This window comes from Variovorax sp. 05T418 (assembly GCF_056396385.1).
Window position 1 is genome coordinate 1 of record NZ_JBFTLJ010000012.1, and the last position, 16050, is coordinate 16050.

A 16050-nucleotide genomic window follows, 5' to 3' on the forward strand; every position below is an offset into this window, starting at 1 on the left:
CTGGGGGCGCGCCGCGTGGCACGGCCGGTGGGCGTGGACGTGGCGGTGTTCCGCAATGCCGAGGACCAGGTGTTCGCGCTGCTGGACCGCTGTCCGCACAAGGGCGGGCCCTTGAGCCAGGGCATCGTGTTCGGCACCAGCGTGGCGTGTCCGCTGCACAACTGGGCCATCGGGCTGGACGATGGGTGCGCCAAGTCGCCGGATGAGGGGTGTACGCCGAGGTTTGCGGTGAAGGTCGCCGAAGGCGTGGTGCATCTGGATTCGAAAGAACTCGCGACGCATGCCGTCGAACTGGAACGCCCCGTTGCAGGGCCCGCGAACCGCTCCCGCCTGTCCGAAGACACGGCCGCCTGAACCGCGGAGCCACCATGAGCCTCACTCTGACTTCTTCGACGCCTGCGACGCATGTGCGGGCGCCCATGGCGCTCGGCCGCTGCACCCTCGTCGGTGCCGGCCCCGGCGATCCCGAACTGCTCACGCTGAAGGCGCTCAGGGCCATCCAGTCGGCCACCGTGCTGCTCGTCGACGACCTGGTCAGCGAAGACATCGTCGCCATGGCAGCGCCGGGCGCGCGCGTGATCCACGTCGGCAAGCGCGGCGGCTGCAAGAGCACGCCGCAAAGCTTCATCGAGCGGCTGATGATCATGGCGGTGCGCGAAGGCGAGCACGTGGTCCGGCTCAAGGGCGGCGACCCCTTCATCTTCGGCCGCGGCGGCGAAGAGGTCGAGCACCTCGCGCAGGCCGGCATCCATGTGGAGGTGGTGAACGGCATCACCGCCGGGCTGGCCGGGCTGACCTCGCTCGGCGTGCCGCTCACGCACCGTGCGCATGCGCAGGGCGTGGTGTTCATCACCGGCCACGCGAAGCCCGGATCGCCGGGGCCGGACTGGCGCACGCTGGCGGCCACGGCCCATTCGGCGCGCCTCACGCTGGTCATCTACATGGGCGTATCGAGCGCGGGCTCGATCCAGGACGAACTGCTGAGCGGACTGCCGCCGGCCACGCCTGTCGTGGTGGTGCAGAGCGCCAGCCTGCCCTTGCAGCGGCACGCCGTCGGCACGCTCGCGACGCTGCAGCGCACGATTGCCGACAACAGCCTTGGCAGCCCCTCGATCATCGTGGTCGGCGATGTCCTGCAAGGGCTCGCGGCCGCAGCTTCCTCCGCGCAGCCCGCGCTGGAGAAGGCCGCCTGAGGCGCGGCCCCTCCCCCTTTTCCCGTTCAGCTTCTCACCCTTCAATTCCAAAGAAAAAATCCATGGCCTACCTGCAGCCTTCCGAATTCGTCACCAAGATGGTGGACGCCGGTGAATCCAAGATCTTCATGTCCACGCGCGACACGCTCATCCGCGCCTTCATGGCGGGCGCGATCCTCGCGCTGGCGGCGGTGTTCTCCGTCACCATCAATGTGCAGACCGGCTATTCGATCATCGGCGCGATCCTGTTTCCCGTCGGCTTCTGCATCCTTTACCTGCTCGGCTTCGACCTCCTGACCGGCGTGTTCGTGCTGACGCCGCTCGCGCTGATCGACAAGCGGCCGGGCGTGACCATCGGCGGCGTGCTGCGCAACTGGGGCCTGGTGTTCGTCGGCAATTTCCTCGGCGCCTTCACCGTGGCCGTGCTGATGGCCATCGTCTTCACCTTCGGCTTCACCAGCCCGCCCGACAAGGTCGGCCAGGTGATCGCCACGATCGGCGAAGCTCGCACGCTCGGCTACTCCGCCCACGGCGCGGCGGGCATGCTGACGCTCTTCGTGCGCGGCATGCTGTGCAACTGGATGGTGTCCACCGGCGTGGTGGGTGCGATGATCTCCACTTCGGTGACTGGCAAGGTGCTGGCCATGTGGATGCCGATCATGGTGTTCTTCTTCATGGTGTTCGAGCACTCGGTGGTCAACATGTTCCTGTTCCCCTCGGCGCTGCTGATGGGCGGCAATTTTTCGATCATGGACTACATCATCTGGAACGAGATCCCCACCGTGCTGGGCAACCTCGTCGGCGGCCTGTCGTTCACCGGCCTGACGCTGTACGCGACGCACGTGCGCACGGCGCCCAAGCGCGTTCCGCGCTGACCTGCGCACCGCCGCCGCGTGACGATGCGCTCCGGCCTCGCGGTCTCCATCGGCCAGTACTCCGACAAGGGACGCAAGGAGGCCAACCAGGACTTCCACGGCGCCGCCCTGCCGCAGGCGCCGGGCCGCAGCGCCAAGGGCGTGGCCGTTGCGATTGCCGACGGCATCAGCAGCAGCGACGTGAGCCACGTGGCCAGCGAGTCGGCGGTCAGGAGCTTCCTGACCGACTACTACTGCACCTCCGATGCATGGAGCGTGAGCCGCTCGGCACAGCGCGTGCTCACGGCCGCCAATGCCTGGCTGCACGCGCAGACCCAGAACAGCAGCGGACGCTTCGACAAGGACCGCGGCTACGTCTGCACCTTCAGCGCGCTGGTGATCAAGTCGACCACGGCGCACGTCTTCCATGTGGGCGACACGCGCGTCTACCGCTGGCATGCCGGGGCGCTCGAGCAGCTGACCGAAGACCACCGCGTCTCGGTGGCCGGCGGGCACAGCTACTTGAGCCGCGCGCTGGGCGTGGGGCCGCATGTGGAGATCGACTACCAGGCCATCGCCATCGAGAAAGGCGATGTCTTCCTGCTGACCTCCGACGGTGTCCATGAACACGTGGATGCGGCCGCCGTCAACGCCGCGCTCGATGCCCACCCCGGCGACCTGGACGCTGCGGCAAGAAGCATCGCCGAGGAAGCGTACCGGCGCGGCAGCCCCGACAACCTGACGGTGCAGATCGTGCGCGTCGACGCCCTGCCCGACGGCGAGGTCAACGAACTGCAGGCGCAGCGCGCGGCACTGCGCCTGCCGCCAGTGCTCGAAGCGCGCATGCAGTTCGACGGCTACACCATCGTGCGCGACCTGCACCGCAGCAGCCGCAGCCACATCTACCTGGCGGTCGACGACGACACGGGCGAGCGCGTCGTGCTCAAGACGCCGTCCGTCGACCTGCAGAACGACGAGGCCCATCTCGACCGCTTCCTGCTCGAGGAATGGGTGGCGCGGCGCATCGACAGCGCGCATGTGCTCAAGCCGCATGTGCCGCAACGCAAGCGCAGCTATCTTTATGTGGCCATGGAGTTCGTCGACGGGCAGACGCTCGCGCAGTGGATGGTCGACAACCCGCGGCCGAGCCTGGAGTCGGTGCGCGGCATCGTGGAGCAGTTGGCCAAGGGGCTGCAGGCCTTCCATCGCATGGAGATGCTGCACCAGGACCTGCGGCCCGAGAACATCATGATCGACCGCACGGGCACGGTGCGGATCATCGACTTCGGCTCGGCTTGGGTGGCGGGCCTGGGCGACAGCAAGCTGGCCGACCCGGCCCAGGTGCTGGGCACGGTGCAGTACACGGCGCCCGAGTACTTCGTCGGCGACGGCGGCTCGGCGCAGTCCGACCTGTTCTCGCTGGCCGTGATCGTCTACCAGATGCTGACTGGCCGCCTGCCCTACGGCGCGCAGGTGGCGCGCATCCGCACGCGCGCGGACCAGCGCAACCTGCAGTACCGCCCGGCACTCGACGCGCAGCGCGCCATCCCCGCATGGATCGACGAAGTGCTGCGCAAGGCGCTGCATCCCAACCCGCTCAAGCGCCATGAAGCGCTGTCGGAATTCGTCGAGGACCTGCGCCAGCCGCATCCCGATTTCCTGAACCGGCGCGGCACGCCGCTCGTCGACAAGAACCCGGTGGTCTTCTGGAAATGCACCGCCTTGCTGCTGGGCATGGCGGTGGTGGTGCTGCTTGGGGTGATCAGCCTGCGCAGCTGAGGGAGCGAAGCCCCCCTCGGCCGCTCACCACTTGACCCGCACGCCGAGCGACGCGTTGACCGAGCTCTTCACCTTGGCGTCGCCGCCCCCCGAGGACCAGAGCTTGCCCACTTCGCCGTACAGGCTGGTGGTGTTGCCCAGCGCCAGCGTGAAGCCGCCCGCCAGCTCGGTGCTGGTGCCGCCGGTCGGCGCCGCGATGTCGGTGCGTGTGGCGCCGTTCACGAAGCTCGCCACGTCCGCGCCGCTCGAGCTCTTGTAGACGTTGAAGCGGCCGTACGGCTGCAGCGTGCCCAGGCCGGTGGCGAGCTCGCCCTTCACGCGGATGCCCGCGCGTGCGATCCAGCCGCTGTCGGCCTCGGACTGGACCACCGCGCCGACGATGGCCGAGTTGTTCAGGTCCAGGTGCTGGTGGATCAATTGCAGCTGCGGCTCCACGCTCCAGCCGCTCGCGCCCAGCGCGAAGGCCTGGCCCACTTCGATCGAGCCCAGCAGGCTGTGGCCCTTGCCTTCCACGCCGCCGCCGAGGTTCGGCTGCACCGTGTAGCGGTGCCGGCCCGACTGCACCACGGCGTCGGCATACAGGCCGCTGTCGCCGCTGTAGGTGCCGTAGATGCCCACGTACTGGCTGCGCAGGTCGTTGCGGCCCACGCGCAGGTTCTGCAAGCCGCTGGCAAAGCCGTTGACGCGCGCATCGCCGTCGAGCTGGCCCACGTAGAGGCCGGCGCGCCAGTTGGGTGCGGCCAGCAGGTCGGTGCCGGCCTGGACGCCGGTCAGGCGCCCCTTGCTGGTGGGCGAGACCGTGCCGCCCTGCCGGATGTCGATGTCGGTGGAGAGCACGCGTGCCCAGGCGCGGCGCTGCGAACCCGCCGGCGCCGCGGCCGTGCCCTTCACATCGTCGTCGCCCACGCGCTTGCGCAGGTCGCCCAGCATCGCGAGGCTGCCCTGGCGCAGTTGGCTCGGCAGCGCCGCGTAGAGCGAGGCCTCGGCGCGGTAGGTGGGCACCACCACAGGCGGTGCGGCCGGAGGCGCCACGGGATCGGCCGGCGGGGCCACGTTCGTGGTGGAGCGCAGGTACCAGTTCTCCCCTGCCCCACCCGCATCGGCGGCATGCAGGCGGTACTCGTAGGCGCCCGCATCCACATGGCCACCCGCGAGCGAGAAGGCGTTCTTCGTGGTCTGCGCGGTGGTGGTGGCGCCGTTGCGTGCACTGATCACCTCGATGCCGTTGCCGCTGGTGAGTGCGCCCAGGCCGCTCAGGTTGGTGACCTGCACCGTGGTGCTGCCGCTGGCAGCGGCAGTGGGTCCGTCGAGCACCAGCCGGTCGCTGGCGCTGCCATCGGCGCCCAACGCGGTGCCCAGGCGCAGCACGCCGTTGTTGCCGATGTAGGGCCCGCTGACGGTCAAGGTGGTGCCCGGCGCGCTGCCGACCAGCGACACGGTGCCGCTGTTGGCGAGCGAGGCCACCGTCTGGCTGAAGCCCGCGAGGTCCAGCGTGGCGCCGGCCGCCACGCTGTGCGCGGAGCTCGCGCTGAAGGTGTTGGCCGCGCCGGCGCGCAAGGTGCCCTGGGCCACGTTGGTGGCACCGGTGTAGGTGTTGGCGCCCGCCAGCGTGAGCGTGCCGCTGCCCTGCTTGGTGATGAAGCCGCCTCCACTGATCGCGCCGCTGAGCGTTTCGCTGAAGGCGCCCGTGTCGATGACGGGATCGTTGCTGCCGGTCAGCTCGATGGCGTTGGCGATGGTCAGTCCGTTGGCGCTGAAGCCCAGCGTAGTGCCGTCGTCCATGGCCAGCGTGCCGGTGCCCAGCGCCTGGCTGTGGCCGAGGTCGAGGCGGCCCTGCTTCAGCGCGGTGCCGCCGGTGTAGGTGTTGGCGCTGGAGAGCGTCAAGGTGCCGGTGCCGACCTTCACGAGCGAGCCGCCGGTGCCGCCGTTCTCGCCGCCATCGGCGATCACGCCGCTGATCGTCGTGTTCGTGCCCAGCGCCCCCACGCTGACGGCCTCGGCGCCCAGAAGCAGGCGCCCGGCGCCTGACAGCGCACCGATCGAGAGCCCGCCTGTGTGGTACGACGCATCGACACTGCCTCCGGCGCGGTTGTCGATGGTGGCGCTTTCGGCGCTGCTGGTGTTCACGAAATAGGTGATGCCGCCGCTGCGATTGATGATGTTCGCGGAGCCCGCGCTGCTGCTGTCGTAGAAACGCGCCTGCCCGCCGCTGTTGTCGATGTTGGCGTTGCCGGCCGTGGCGTTCTGGATGAAGAAGGTGGTGCCCGAGGGGTTCAGGATCGTCGCCTGCTCCGCCGATGCAGTCTCGCGGAAGTACGTGAAAGCGTAGTCATTGTTGGTGATGCTTGCCGTGCCTGCGCGGCTGTCGCCATAGAAGTCGGTGCCGCTGCCGTTGTTGTTGACGATGCTGGCCGTGCCTGCGGTGCTGGTGCCGTTGAATCGGGTGTAGCCGTTCTGGTTGGTGATGGACAGCGATCCCGCATTCACGCCGGTCTCGAACGTGAGCGACGCGTTGACGATGACGGGTCCGCTGCCCAGGGCTCCGCTGGCTGTCGCGATCAACGACCCGTCGTTGACAAGGGTGCCGCCGCTGTAGTTGTTGGCCGCGCCGAGCACCAGCGTGCCGGCGCCGGTCTTTTGCAGGCTGCCGCTGCCGGAAAGCACGCCGTTGAGCGTCAGCGCCTGCGCAGGATCAATCTCGAAAGCCGCACCGCCCGCGCCCACCGTGACATTGCGCGTGCCGGCGGTCGTGCCGGTGGCGCGCAAGGTGCCGCCGTCGAGCGTGAGCGTGCCGGCCGAGCTGCCGAGGGCGGCGTCGTCGGCAATGGCGAGCGTGCCGCCCAGCACGTGCCAGGGCGTCAGTTCGGTGGTGGTGCCGGTCAGCGTCCAGGTGCTGGCGCCCGTCTTCTCGTAGCGGTCGAAGCCGCGGTAGGTGGCGGCGTCAAGCGAGGTGGTTCCATCGGTCAGCGCGCCGGCCAGGCGCAGCACATTGCCGATGCCGTTCGCAGTCAGTGTCCCGGTGATCACCGAGCCGCCCTGCAGTTCGAGCGAGTTGTCGTTGCCGGTGATGCGCACCGCATCGCCACGCGTAGCGCCGTCGCCGGCGAGACCCCCGGTCAAGATGCCGGTGTTGACGATGGTGTTCGTGTTGCCGCGGATGCGCAGGCCCGCACCGCCGATGCCGTTGGCAGCGCTGCTTCCGCCGGCACCGCCCGCACCTCCCACCAGCGCGCCGGTATTGAGCACCGAGTTGCCGCTGGACTCCAGCGCCATGCCGGCACCGCCTTCGCCGCCGCCGCCCACCAGGCCGCCGGTGGTGACGGTGCCGCCACTTCCGCCATTTCCGCCCGTGGCCGTGCCGGTGTTGTTGACAATGGCGCCTCCGCCTTGCAACACGATGCCATCGCCGCCGCCGCCACCGCCGCCGGCCCATTGGCCGACGCCTCCGTTGCCCCCATTGCCGCCCGTGACCGTCAGGCTCGCATTGTTGACCACTGCATTCGCGGCGACGGCCTGAAGGCCCGCGCCGCCACCGCCGCCGCCGCCGGACAAGCGCCCAATGCCACCGTTGCCGCCGTTGCCACCCAGGAGAGTGGTCCCACCTACCACGGTGATGGATGTGTCGGTGGTGTACACGGCCGCACCCCCACCGCCGCCACCGCCGGCGCCATAGACAGGGTCGGGGTCGGCAACGCCGTTGGTTCCCGACGCCCCAGTGGCGGAGCCCGCGGCACTGGTGGCGCCTACCGCGCCGCCCGTACCGCCAGCCCCCGCCGCACCGTTGCCGCCAGCACCCCCGGCTCCGGCTGTCGGCGGCTGTCCGTTGCTGGTGGGGTACTCGCCGACGCTGCCGCCCCCGGCGCCGGCGCCATTTCCCGCGCCGCCGCGGCCGCCGGTGCCTCCGGCCACCATGGCTGCGCCGCCGCCGGCGGCCTGCGCGGAGGCCGTTCCCGGCAGGCTCGCAAGCGCCAGCAGGCACACGGCCGCCGCGGCCGAAGAAGAAACAGAAGCCCCCCGCGCGCGCCGCCGCGAAAGCTCCGAAACGGCCACCCACGCGCCCAGCGCAGCGTTCCAGACGCTGCAATGAATGTTGTTCATGCCCTCGATCCTCGTATTGACTGTTGGCTATGCGGAACCTGTGGTGCAGGTCGCCGCATGCCAAGCGCCCTGGACGAGCATCGCGATGGAGGCTGCCAGGATTATTTTGAAACGATAGTTAACATGTGAAGACATTTCTTCACAACTCCGGATTTATGCCAGAGCGCGTGTCTTCTTTCAACTGCTTGTGTGAGGACGAGAGCCTCGCCTGCGCACCGGCCTTTCCGGAGGCAGGAGGCTTCGAGGGGGCGTCTATGCAGGCCGGCTCAGGAATTCGAAGCGCTCGTGCGGCGCCACGGTTTCGGGCAGCACGTACACCACGCCGCGGCGGCTGCCGAGCGCGGGCTTGATGTAGGCGTCGTAGAACGCGGCCGGCACATTGATGCAGCCGTACGAAATGCGGTTGTCTGCCACGCTCGGCGATGCCAGCCGCTCCAGGCGGCGCTCCGACTTGACGGTGGCGCGCACCCGGTGCATCGAGACGGCGGCGTCGTAGTCGATCCAGACGATGTCTTCGCCTTGGGCGTTGCGGCCCGGCTCCGTCCTGAAGCGCCCCGCCGGCGTCGTGCGCTCCTCAGGCCGAATCCTGGACATCTCGCGCTCGCCGATGCCCGGCACGGAGTCGTCCCCGTGCGCCAGGCCCAGCAGCACGGGCGACGAACCCTGGAGCCGGCCTGCCGTGTCGAAGACGAAGACGCGGGCGTTCTTCTTGTCGACCACCGCGAACGGGGCCGCCCGATTGTCCGCCGTGGCCACGACGGCCCGCGCGAGCCACTGCGCATCTTCCACCGCGGGCGGCGGCGGGGCCGACGCCGACAGCGATAGAAGCGAAAGCGAAACGAGCACGGCAAGCGCGCGGCTCGCCGCGCCCGGTGCAGCTGTCACGGCATTCATGGATCGACCGTGCCGCGTGGGACCGGAACGGACCGCGCTCAGTTGCGGTCGGCGCGTGCACGCCGCATGGCAGGCGTGTCGCCCGACGCGGCCATGGTGCTGCTGGAACTGCTGCTGGTGTCAGGCGAGCTTTGGGCCGTGGGCGCGGAGGAGCTTCCCGAGGTGCTGCCGCCCTGCGTGTTCTGCGGCGTCACGCCCGTGCTGCCCATGGGACCGCCCGACGGATTCTGCTGGCCTGCCGCGGTGGCCGGATTGGGGGGTGCCGTGGTGGGCGGATTGCCTTGTGCAAAGGCTGCGCCTGCGGCACCCAGGGCAAGTGCGGCAATGAGTCTGGAAGTGCTGTTCATGGTCATTTCTCCTGAAAAAGAGCCGGCTGTCTCGGCAGATAAGGGCCGTGCCGGACCGGATGCCCGACCTTGAAAAAGCTAGGTTCTTGCCGGCTGCGCCGGGTCGGCTCGCAGCGCGGCACGCTGTAGGAGGGCTACCTCTTGGCGTCTGCGTCGCGGCCCTGCTGCTCCGCCTTGTCCTTGTCCTGCGGCGCCTTGGGCAGCTTGACCTTGGTCACCGTGACCGACACCGGGTCGCTCGCGGGAAAGGATTCCTCGACCCCGCTGTCCAGGGCTTCCTCGCTCGGCGCCTGTTCGGTCGGCTTGGCGGGCTCGACCGGCGGCTTGCCGTGGTTCTTGGAGGTGGGAAAGGGAAAGGCTTTTTCCGAAGAAGTCATCTTGGGCTCCTCAGGCCATCCAAGCGCTCAGGGCTTGGACGGCTCCTGGTTGGTCTTGGGCCGGAGGTCTTCCCGCAGCCCGAAGGGCGCGGAATCGTCGTGGCGCGAGGCCTCCGCGTTCTTGCGCTTGCGCGCCATGCGCTCGGCCGGCGCCGGTGCCGAGTCCTGTTCGCCGGCGGCCGAGGAACCGGCCGCGAACTTTTCGCCCGCGCCGATGTTGTCCACGCCGCCGTCGGTGGTGGGCCGCGATCCGTCGCCTGAACCGAGGCTTCCGGGTGCTCTATTCATGTCGATCGACTCCTCTCTCTCTGTTCGCTTGGGGTGCCTGAAGAACACCAGAACACCAGTTGGAACGAACCCATTCTGGGAGGTACCCCGGTCCCGCACGTAGGACGAGGCCAGCGTCCGTCAGTCGGAAGCTTCCTCGCCCCAGGGCCGCCGTTCGGTTGTTGAATGTTGCTGAAGTGTTTCTCCAAAGGTGCAACACCTTGCCGGCGGCGCTCGAATGGATCAGCATGGAATGCCCCCTATTCACATTTGTATGTGATAAATTCACATAAATAACATTGTGAAACATTGATGGCCAGCTGAATGAAAAAGCACTCGTTCCCGCGCAAGCGCAATGGCTTCACATTGATCGAGCTGATGATCACGGTGGCGATCATTGCGATCCTGGCGTCCATCGCGTATCCCAGCTACCAGCAGTACATCATCCGGTCCAAGCGCTCGGCGGCCCAGGCGCAGATGATGGACATCGCCAACCGCCAGCAGCAGTTCCTGCTGGCCAACCGCAGCTACGCCACCAAGGACGCCCTCGCGGCCAGCGGCTACACGCTGCCCGCGGAGGTTGCGGCCAACTACGGCTACACCATCACGCTGCAGGACGCCGGCACACAGGTGCCCAGTTTTCTCCTGACCTTCAGCCCCACGGGAAGCCAGCAGAGAGATGGCGACCTCACCCTCAACAACCAGGGCGTCAAGACGCCGGCGGGCAAATGGTGAGGCGCCATTTGTCTGCCGCACCGAACGGCCGAGGGCAGCGCGGCGCCACGCTGCTCGAGGTGCTGGTCACGCTGCTGATCGTCTCGTTCGGGCTTTTCGGGCTCGTGGGCCTGCAAGCACGCCTCCAGTCGTCGGAGATGGAGTCCTACCAGCGCTCGCAGGCGCTGATCCTGCTCAACGACATGGCCAGCCGGATCGAGATCAACCGCCGCATGGCCTCCAGCTACGTCACCACTGCGCCATTGGGCGCCGGAGCCACGTGCCCGACGGCCACCGCCACGCGCTTGCAGGTCGACGTCAAGGAGTGGTGCAACGCGCTGCAGGGCGCCGCCGAAACCTCCAGCGGCACCAAGCTTGGCGCGATGATCGGCGGCCGCGGCTGCGTGCAGGCTCTGAGCACCAACGAATACCTGATCACGGTCGCCTGGCAGGGCCTGGTGCCCACCGCCGCGCCGCCGGAGGGCGTGCCCTGCGGCAAGGACCTGTACGATGCGGCCGCCCCGGCCTCGGCCAGCGAACCGGCGCCGGCCTGTTCCAGCGACAGGTGCCGAAGGACCGTGACGACGCTGGTGCGCATCGGGAATCTCTCATGAGCCAAGCCAGCTTCGCGATCGCGGTTCAGCGCCCTGCCCGGCGGACACGCGCCTCGCTGCGCCAGCACGGCCTCACGCTGATCGAGCTGATGGTGGCGATCACCATCATGCTGATCGTCGTGGCCGCGCTGCTGGCGCTGTTCCTCAACGTGAACAACACCCAGCGCGAGATGGTCAGGGTCAATCGCCAGATCGAGAGCGGCCGCCTCAGCATCTTCGTGCTGGAGAACGAGGTCTCGCACGCGGGCTTCTGGGAAAACTACATGCCCGAGTTCGACGACCTCACCGTCAGTGGCGTGCCCCAGAAGGTGCCCACCGGCACGGCGCCCGATCCCTGCCTGGCCTACTCGGCGGCCAACTGGACCGACGACTACAAGCGCAGCCTGCTCGATATGCCCGTGCAGGCCTACGCCGCGGTGCCCGCCAGTTGCACCGATCTGCTGCCGAATCAGAAAGCCGGCACCGACGTGCTGGTGGTGCGCCATGCCGAGACCTGCGTGCCAGGCGCGCCCAACTGCGAAGCCGACACGCTGGGCAAGCTCTACTTCCAGTCGTCGTTCTGCGGTACGCAGAAGCCCTCGGACTTCGATCTCAGCACGGCGGGCTTTGCCACCATGCTGGCCAAGAACTGCACGGCGCCGGCGCCCAAGCGCAAGTTCATCTCCGACATCTACTACGTGCGCACCTACGCCGAGACCGTGGGCGATGGCATTCCGACCTTGGCCCGCTCGCGCTTCGACCTGTCGGCCACCGGCCTGGCGCAGCAGCCGCCGGTTCCCCTCATCGAGGGCATCGAAGGCTTCCGCGTGGAGTTGGGCCTGGACACCCTCAGTAAAACCGGCGCGCTCGTGAACTACGCCCAAGCCATCAACTGGGCCGACGTGGCCAACAGGTCCACGCCCACCAATCGCGGCGACGGAAGCCCCGATGGCGATTTCGTGCACTGCAGCACCGCGCTGCCCTGCACGGCCGACCAGCTGATGAACGTGGCGGCGGTCAAGCTCTATGTGGTCGCCCGCAGCCTGGAGATTTCTCCCGGCCACACGGATACGCGCACCTACAACATGGGAAGCGGATCGCTCGGCCCCTTCAACGACCACTACAAGCGGCATGCGTTCACCACCGCGATCCGCATGACCAACGTGACCGGACGCAGGGAAACGCCGTGAAGCCATCGACAACGCACTCCACCATGCGCCGGCGACAGGACGGCGCGGCGCTGATCGTCGGGCTGATCATGCTGGTGCTCATCACGCTGGCCGTGACGGCGGGGTTCACGCTCAGCAACACCAACCTCAAGTCGGTCGGCAACATGCAGAGCCGGAACGAAGCCGTGGCCGCTTCCAACCGCGCCATCGAGGAAGTGGCGGCCTCGCTGCTGCTGCCGGGCGTGGACGGCTCGCCTTCGCTTGCGGCGCCGCAGCGCACCGTGAGCATGGTGGACATCAACAACGACGGCACGATCGATTACGAAGTCCAGATTGCACCGCCGACCTGCGTGCGGGCGACCAAGTCGACGGATACCGGCGGCGGCGGCGCGGTGGGACCCGGCGGCATCGGCGGCGGGGCATCCACCGCCGGCTCGGGCCTCAATGCGCTGCCCGACCAATACAACTCGGTGTGGGACATCAGCACCAGCGTGACCGATGCCGTGAGCGGCACGGTCACCTCGGTTCGCCAGGGCGTGCGCGCGCTCCTGAGCAAAGAGCAGTTCCTGGCGCTGTGTTCATAGCCATTCCCCTCCTCCCGATGATCACGACGACGAACGGATCGCAATCATGAAAAAGAACTTCTTCCGGTCGCTCTGCGCCGCTGCGATGCTGATGCTCGGCCTGGGCTCGGCCCAGGCGGAAGACATCGATCTTTTCGTCGGCTACAACCAGACCACCACGGAGGCGCCGAATGTGCTGTTCGTGGTGGACAACACGGCCAACTGGACCCCGCTCTTCACCGCTGAAATGAACGCGCTGGCGAGCGCCTTCGAAAGCCTGTCCTCGGGCAAGTTCAAGGTCGGGGTGATGATGTTCACCGAAACAGGAGGAGGCAATTCGAATGTCGACGGCGCCTATCTGCGTGCTGGCATCCGCCTGATGGACGATGCCAGCAAGCCCAAGTACGGCGCGCTGATTCGAAACCTCGACGTGGGTGCCGACAAGTCCAACGGCGGCAAGGCCGGCAAGATGATGGCCGAGGTCTACCGCTATCTGGCGGGCCAGGCTCCATTGGCCGGCAACAACAAGCTCAAGGCCGATTACAGGGGCAATGTCTCCACTTACGGCCAGGGCAAAAACGAATCCGCTGGATCTGTCGCATCCAGGGCAATCTGGGCGCTCCCTGGCAATCCGCTGAATGCAATCGGCAGCACCACCTACAACGCCCCGAACACCGCGAACTGCATCGGCACCTACGTCATCTACATCAGCAATGGTGCCGCACAGGACAACAACAGCGACACCACGACTTCCACCGATGCCCTGCGCGCCGCGGGCGGCACGACCACCGCCATTACGCTGAACCCGAGCGGTTCCCAGGACAACGTGGCCGACGAATGGGCCAGGTTCCTGCAAAGCAGCATGGGCGTGAAGGTCTACACCGTCGAAGCCGCGACGGCCAGCGGCGGCCAGGGGCCGGGCTGGACTGCATTGCTCAAGAGCATGTCGGAGCAAAGCAAGGGCGAGTACTACGACATTTCCACCAATCCCAACCTGGGCAAGGCGCTGAGCGATGCGCTCGACGATATCTTCAGCAAGATCCAGTCGGTCAACAGCGTGTTCTCGTCGGTGAGCCTGCCCGTGAGCGTGAACACGCAGGGCACCTACCTGAACCAGGTGTTCGTGGGCATGTTCCGCCCCGACGATTCCGCCTATCCGCGCTGGAACGGCAATCTCAAGCAATACAAGCTGGGCGTGGATGGCAGCAACCAGCTGATCCTGCAGGACGCCTCGGGCGCCAACGCCATCAACAACCAGACCGGCTTCATCGCACCTTGCGCGCGGAGTTTCTGGACGCCGACCAGTCGCAACACCTACTGGAGCTTCAACCCCTCTGGCGACTGCATCAGCAGCGACACGACCATCGACCTTCGCGCTTCGGACAGCCCGGACGGCAACGTGGTCGAAAAAGGCGCGCAAGCCTACATGCTGCGCCAAGTGCTCACGGCCGACCGCAACGTCATGACCTGCGCGCCGGGCGCCTGCTCGGCCTTGACCACCTTCGCCGATGGCAATGCGGGCATCACGTCGACGGCCCTTGGGGCGCAAACCACCACCGAACGGACCGCGTTGATCAACTGGCTCCGGGGCCTGGACAACAAGGGCGACGAGCGCAAGGACACCACCGGAAATCCCCTGACCTCCACCACCGCCATGCGCCCCTCGGTGCACGGCGACGTGGTGCATTCGAGGCCGGTGGCCATCAACTACGGCAGCGATGACCTGGCGAACGCGCAGGTGGTGGTGTTCTACGGCGCCAACGATGGCGTGCTGCGCGCCGTCAACGGCAACCAGGCCACCTCGATCGGGTCGGCAGCGCCCGGCAGCGAGCTGTGGTCCTTCGTGCCGCCGGAGTTCTACGGCAGCATCAAGCGGCTGTACGACAACACCACGCGCATCAACTTTCCGGGCATTCCGGTGAGCGTGGGCGCCACCGCGCCCAAGCCTTATGGCATGGACGGCCCGATGGCGGCCTACCGCCAGGGCACGTCGGCATGGCTCTATGCGAGCATGCGCCGCGGCGGCCGGCTGATCTATGCGTTCGACGTGTCCAACCCCGCGACGCCCGTTCTCAAATGGCGCCGCGGCTGCCCCAACCAGGACAACGACACGGGCTGCGACAGCGGTGCCAACGACATGAGCGGCATCGGCCAGACCTGGTCGGCACCGAAGATCGTGAAGGCCAGCGGCTATGGCGCCGGCAACACGCCCATGGTGATGTTCGGCGGCGGCTACGACAAGTGCGAGGACGTCGACACCACCACGCCCGCCAGCGCCTGCGGCTCGGCCACCAAGGGCAAGAAGATCTATGTGCTCGACGCCAGCACGGGCGACGTCCTCAAGACCTTCGACACCGTCCGCGCGGTCAGCGGGGAGGTCACCATCGTGAACGACAGCACCGGCCTCGCCAAGTTCGCCTACGCGGCCGACCTGGGCGGCAACGTGTACCGCATCACCATCGGAAGCGGCGCGCCCGCCAGCTGGAGCATGGTCAAGATCGCCTCGCTCGGCTGCAGCGACACCGTGACCGCCTGCACGCCCAACCGCAAGTTCATGTTCGGTCCCGACGTGGTCGAGGACAACGGCATGTACGTGCTGCTGCTGGGCTCGGGCGACCGCGAGAAGCCGCTGCGCTCCTACTCCGCCGCGCTCAGCGTTTCCAACCGCTTCTACATGCTGGTCGACAAGCCCTCCGACACCGCTTGGCTCACCGCGGAGGCCAGCCACTGCGACGGCAACTCGCTGCTGTGCCATAACTCGCTCTTTGCCATCACGGGCACCACGGCGCCGTCCGCGACCGAGCTCGCGGCCAAGAAGGGCTGGTACCTCGCGCTTGCGGCCGGCGAGCAGGTGGTGACCTCGTCGGTCACGGCCTATGGCAACACGACCTTCAACACCCACACGCCCACCGACCCGGCCGTGAGCCAGTCGTGCCGCTCCAACCTGGGCACCGCCAACGTCTACAACCTGTCGTACCTGGACGCCACGGGGCAGAACGGCGCGCGCTTCCAGAACGTGATTGGCGGCGGTCTCGCGCCATCGCCCGTGGTCGGCCGGGTCATGGTGGGCGACACCTTGCGCGACGTGGTGATCGGCGCCAATCCCGACTCGTTCCTGAGCCCGAAGGGCGCCACGGTCAAGGCCGCCTTCAAGCAGCCCAAGGGCCGCGTCTACTGGTTCATCCAGAAGTAAAAGGAAAAA

At 67.6% G+C, this 16050-nt stretch carries 14 protein-coding genes; 9 read left to right on the top strand and 5 right to left on the bottom strand.

What is annotated here, in order from left to right; genetic code table 11:
• The 4 genes from AC1DMS_RS22295 to AC1DMS_RS22310 all read left to right on the top strand — a co-directional run.
• A partial coding sequence (locus tag AC1DMS_RS22295; RefSeq protein ID WP_478181836.1) for a nitrite reductase (NAD(P)H) small subunit occupies positions 1 to 354 on the top strand: 354 nt, incomplete at its 5' end.
• Positions 355 to 368: 14 nt separating this feature from the next.
• The gene (gene cobA / locus AC1DMS_RS22300) at positions 369 to 1193 is read left to right on the top strand and encodes a uroporphyrinogen-III C-methyltransferase (protein WP_012747949.1); all 825 of its coding nucleotides are present in this window, start codon (positions 369 to 371) and stop codon (positions 1191 to 1193) included.
• A 62-nt stretch (positions 1194 to 1255) separates the two neighbouring features.
• Complete coding sequence (locus tag AC1DMS_RS22305; RefSeq protein WP_012747948.1) at positions 1256 to 2068, top strand: formate/nitrite transporter family protein; 813 nt, start codon at positions 1256 to 1258, stop codon at positions 2066 to 2068.
• 24 nt (positions 2069 to 2092) lie between these two features.
• Positions 2093 to 3826, top strand: coding sequence for a bifunctional protein-serine/threonine kinase/phosphatase (locus AC1DMS_RS22310; protein WP_012747947.1), 1734 nt, complete (start codon positions 2093 to 2095; stop codon positions 3824 to 3826).
• 24 nt (positions 3827 to 3850) lie between these two features.
• On the opposite strand, the gene AC1DMS_RS22315 is transcribed toward AC1DMS_RS22310, so the two are convergent.
• The 5 genes from AC1DMS_RS22315 to AC1DMS_RS22335 all read right to left on the bottom strand — a co-directional run bounded on the left by AC1DMS_RS22315 (position 3851) and on the right by AC1DMS_RS22335 (position 9830).
• A complete protein-coding gene (locus AC1DMS_RS22315; RefSeq protein WP_012747946.1) occupies positions 3851 to 7924 on the bottom strand; it encodes an autotransporter outer membrane beta-barrel domain-containing protein in 4074 nt (1357 codons plus the stop codon).
• Positions 7925 to 8176: 252 nt separating this feature from the next.
• Positions 8177 to 8818, bottom strand: coding sequence for a hypothetical protein (locus tag AC1DMS_RS22320; protein ID WP_012747945.1), 642 nt, complete (start codon positions 8816 to 8818; stop codon positions 8177 to 8179).
• Positions 8819 to 8856: 38 nt separating this feature from the next.
• Positions 8857 to 9165 (bottom strand): hypothetical protein, encoded by a 309-nt coding sequence (locus AC1DMS_RS22325; protein ID WP_012747944.1) that lies wholly within the window; start codon positions 9163 to 9165, stop codon positions 8857 to 8859.
• 134 nt (positions 9166 to 9299) lie between these two features.
• Positions 9300 to 9542 (bottom strand): hypothetical protein, encoded by a 243-nt coding sequence (locus tag AC1DMS_RS22330; RefSeq protein WP_012747943.1) that lies wholly within the window; start codon positions 9540 to 9542, stop codon positions 9300 to 9302.
• Positions 9543 to 9569: 27 nt separating this feature from the next.
• Entirely contained in the window at positions 9570 to 9830 is a 261-nt protein-coding gene (locus tag AC1DMS_RS22335; protein WP_012747942.1) for a hypothetical protein, read from the bottom strand.
• A gap of 303 nt (positions 9831 to 10133) precedes the next feature.
• Between AC1DMS_RS22335 and AC1DMS_RS22340 the strand changes: the two genes are divergently transcribed.
• The 5 genes from AC1DMS_RS22340 to AC1DMS_RS22360 are packed head-to-tail and all read left to right on the top strand — an operon-like array spanning position 10134 to position 16041.
• Positions 10134 to 10544 (top strand): type IV pilin protein, encoded by a 411-nt coding sequence (locus tag AC1DMS_RS22340; RefSeq protein WP_012747941.1) that lies wholly within the window; start codon positions 10134 to 10136, stop codon positions 10542 to 10544.
• A complete protein-coding gene (locus AC1DMS_RS22345) occupies positions 10538 to 11137 on the top strand; it encodes a prepilin-type N-terminal cleavage/methylation domain-containing protein (RefSeq protein ID WP_012747940.1) in 600 nt (199 codons plus the stop codon). Before AC1DMS_RS22340 ends, AC1DMS_RS22345 begins: the two co-directional genes overlap by 7 nt.
• Positions 11134 to 12306 (top strand): PilW family protein, encoded by a 1173-nt coding sequence (locus AC1DMS_RS22350; RefSeq protein ID WP_012747939.1) that lies wholly within the window; start codon positions 11134 to 11136, stop codon positions 12304 to 12306. The genes AC1DMS_RS22345 and AC1DMS_RS22350 overlap by 4 nt, the downstream gene beginning before the upstream one ends.
• 23 nt (positions 12307 to 12329) lie before the next feature.
• On the top strand, positions 12330 to 12869 hold the full coding sequence (locus AC1DMS_RS22355) for a membrane protein (RefSeq protein WP_012747938.1): 540 nt from the start codon (positions 12330 to 12332) through the stop codon (positions 12867 to 12869).
• A gap of 46 nt (positions 12870 to 12915) precedes the next feature.
• A complete protein-coding gene (locus tag AC1DMS_RS22360; RefSeq protein ID WP_012747937.1) occupies positions 12916 to 16041 on the top strand; it encodes a pilus assembly protein in 3126 nt (1041 codons plus the stop codon).
• The last annotated feature ends 9 nt before the right edge of the window (positions 16042 to 16050 follow it).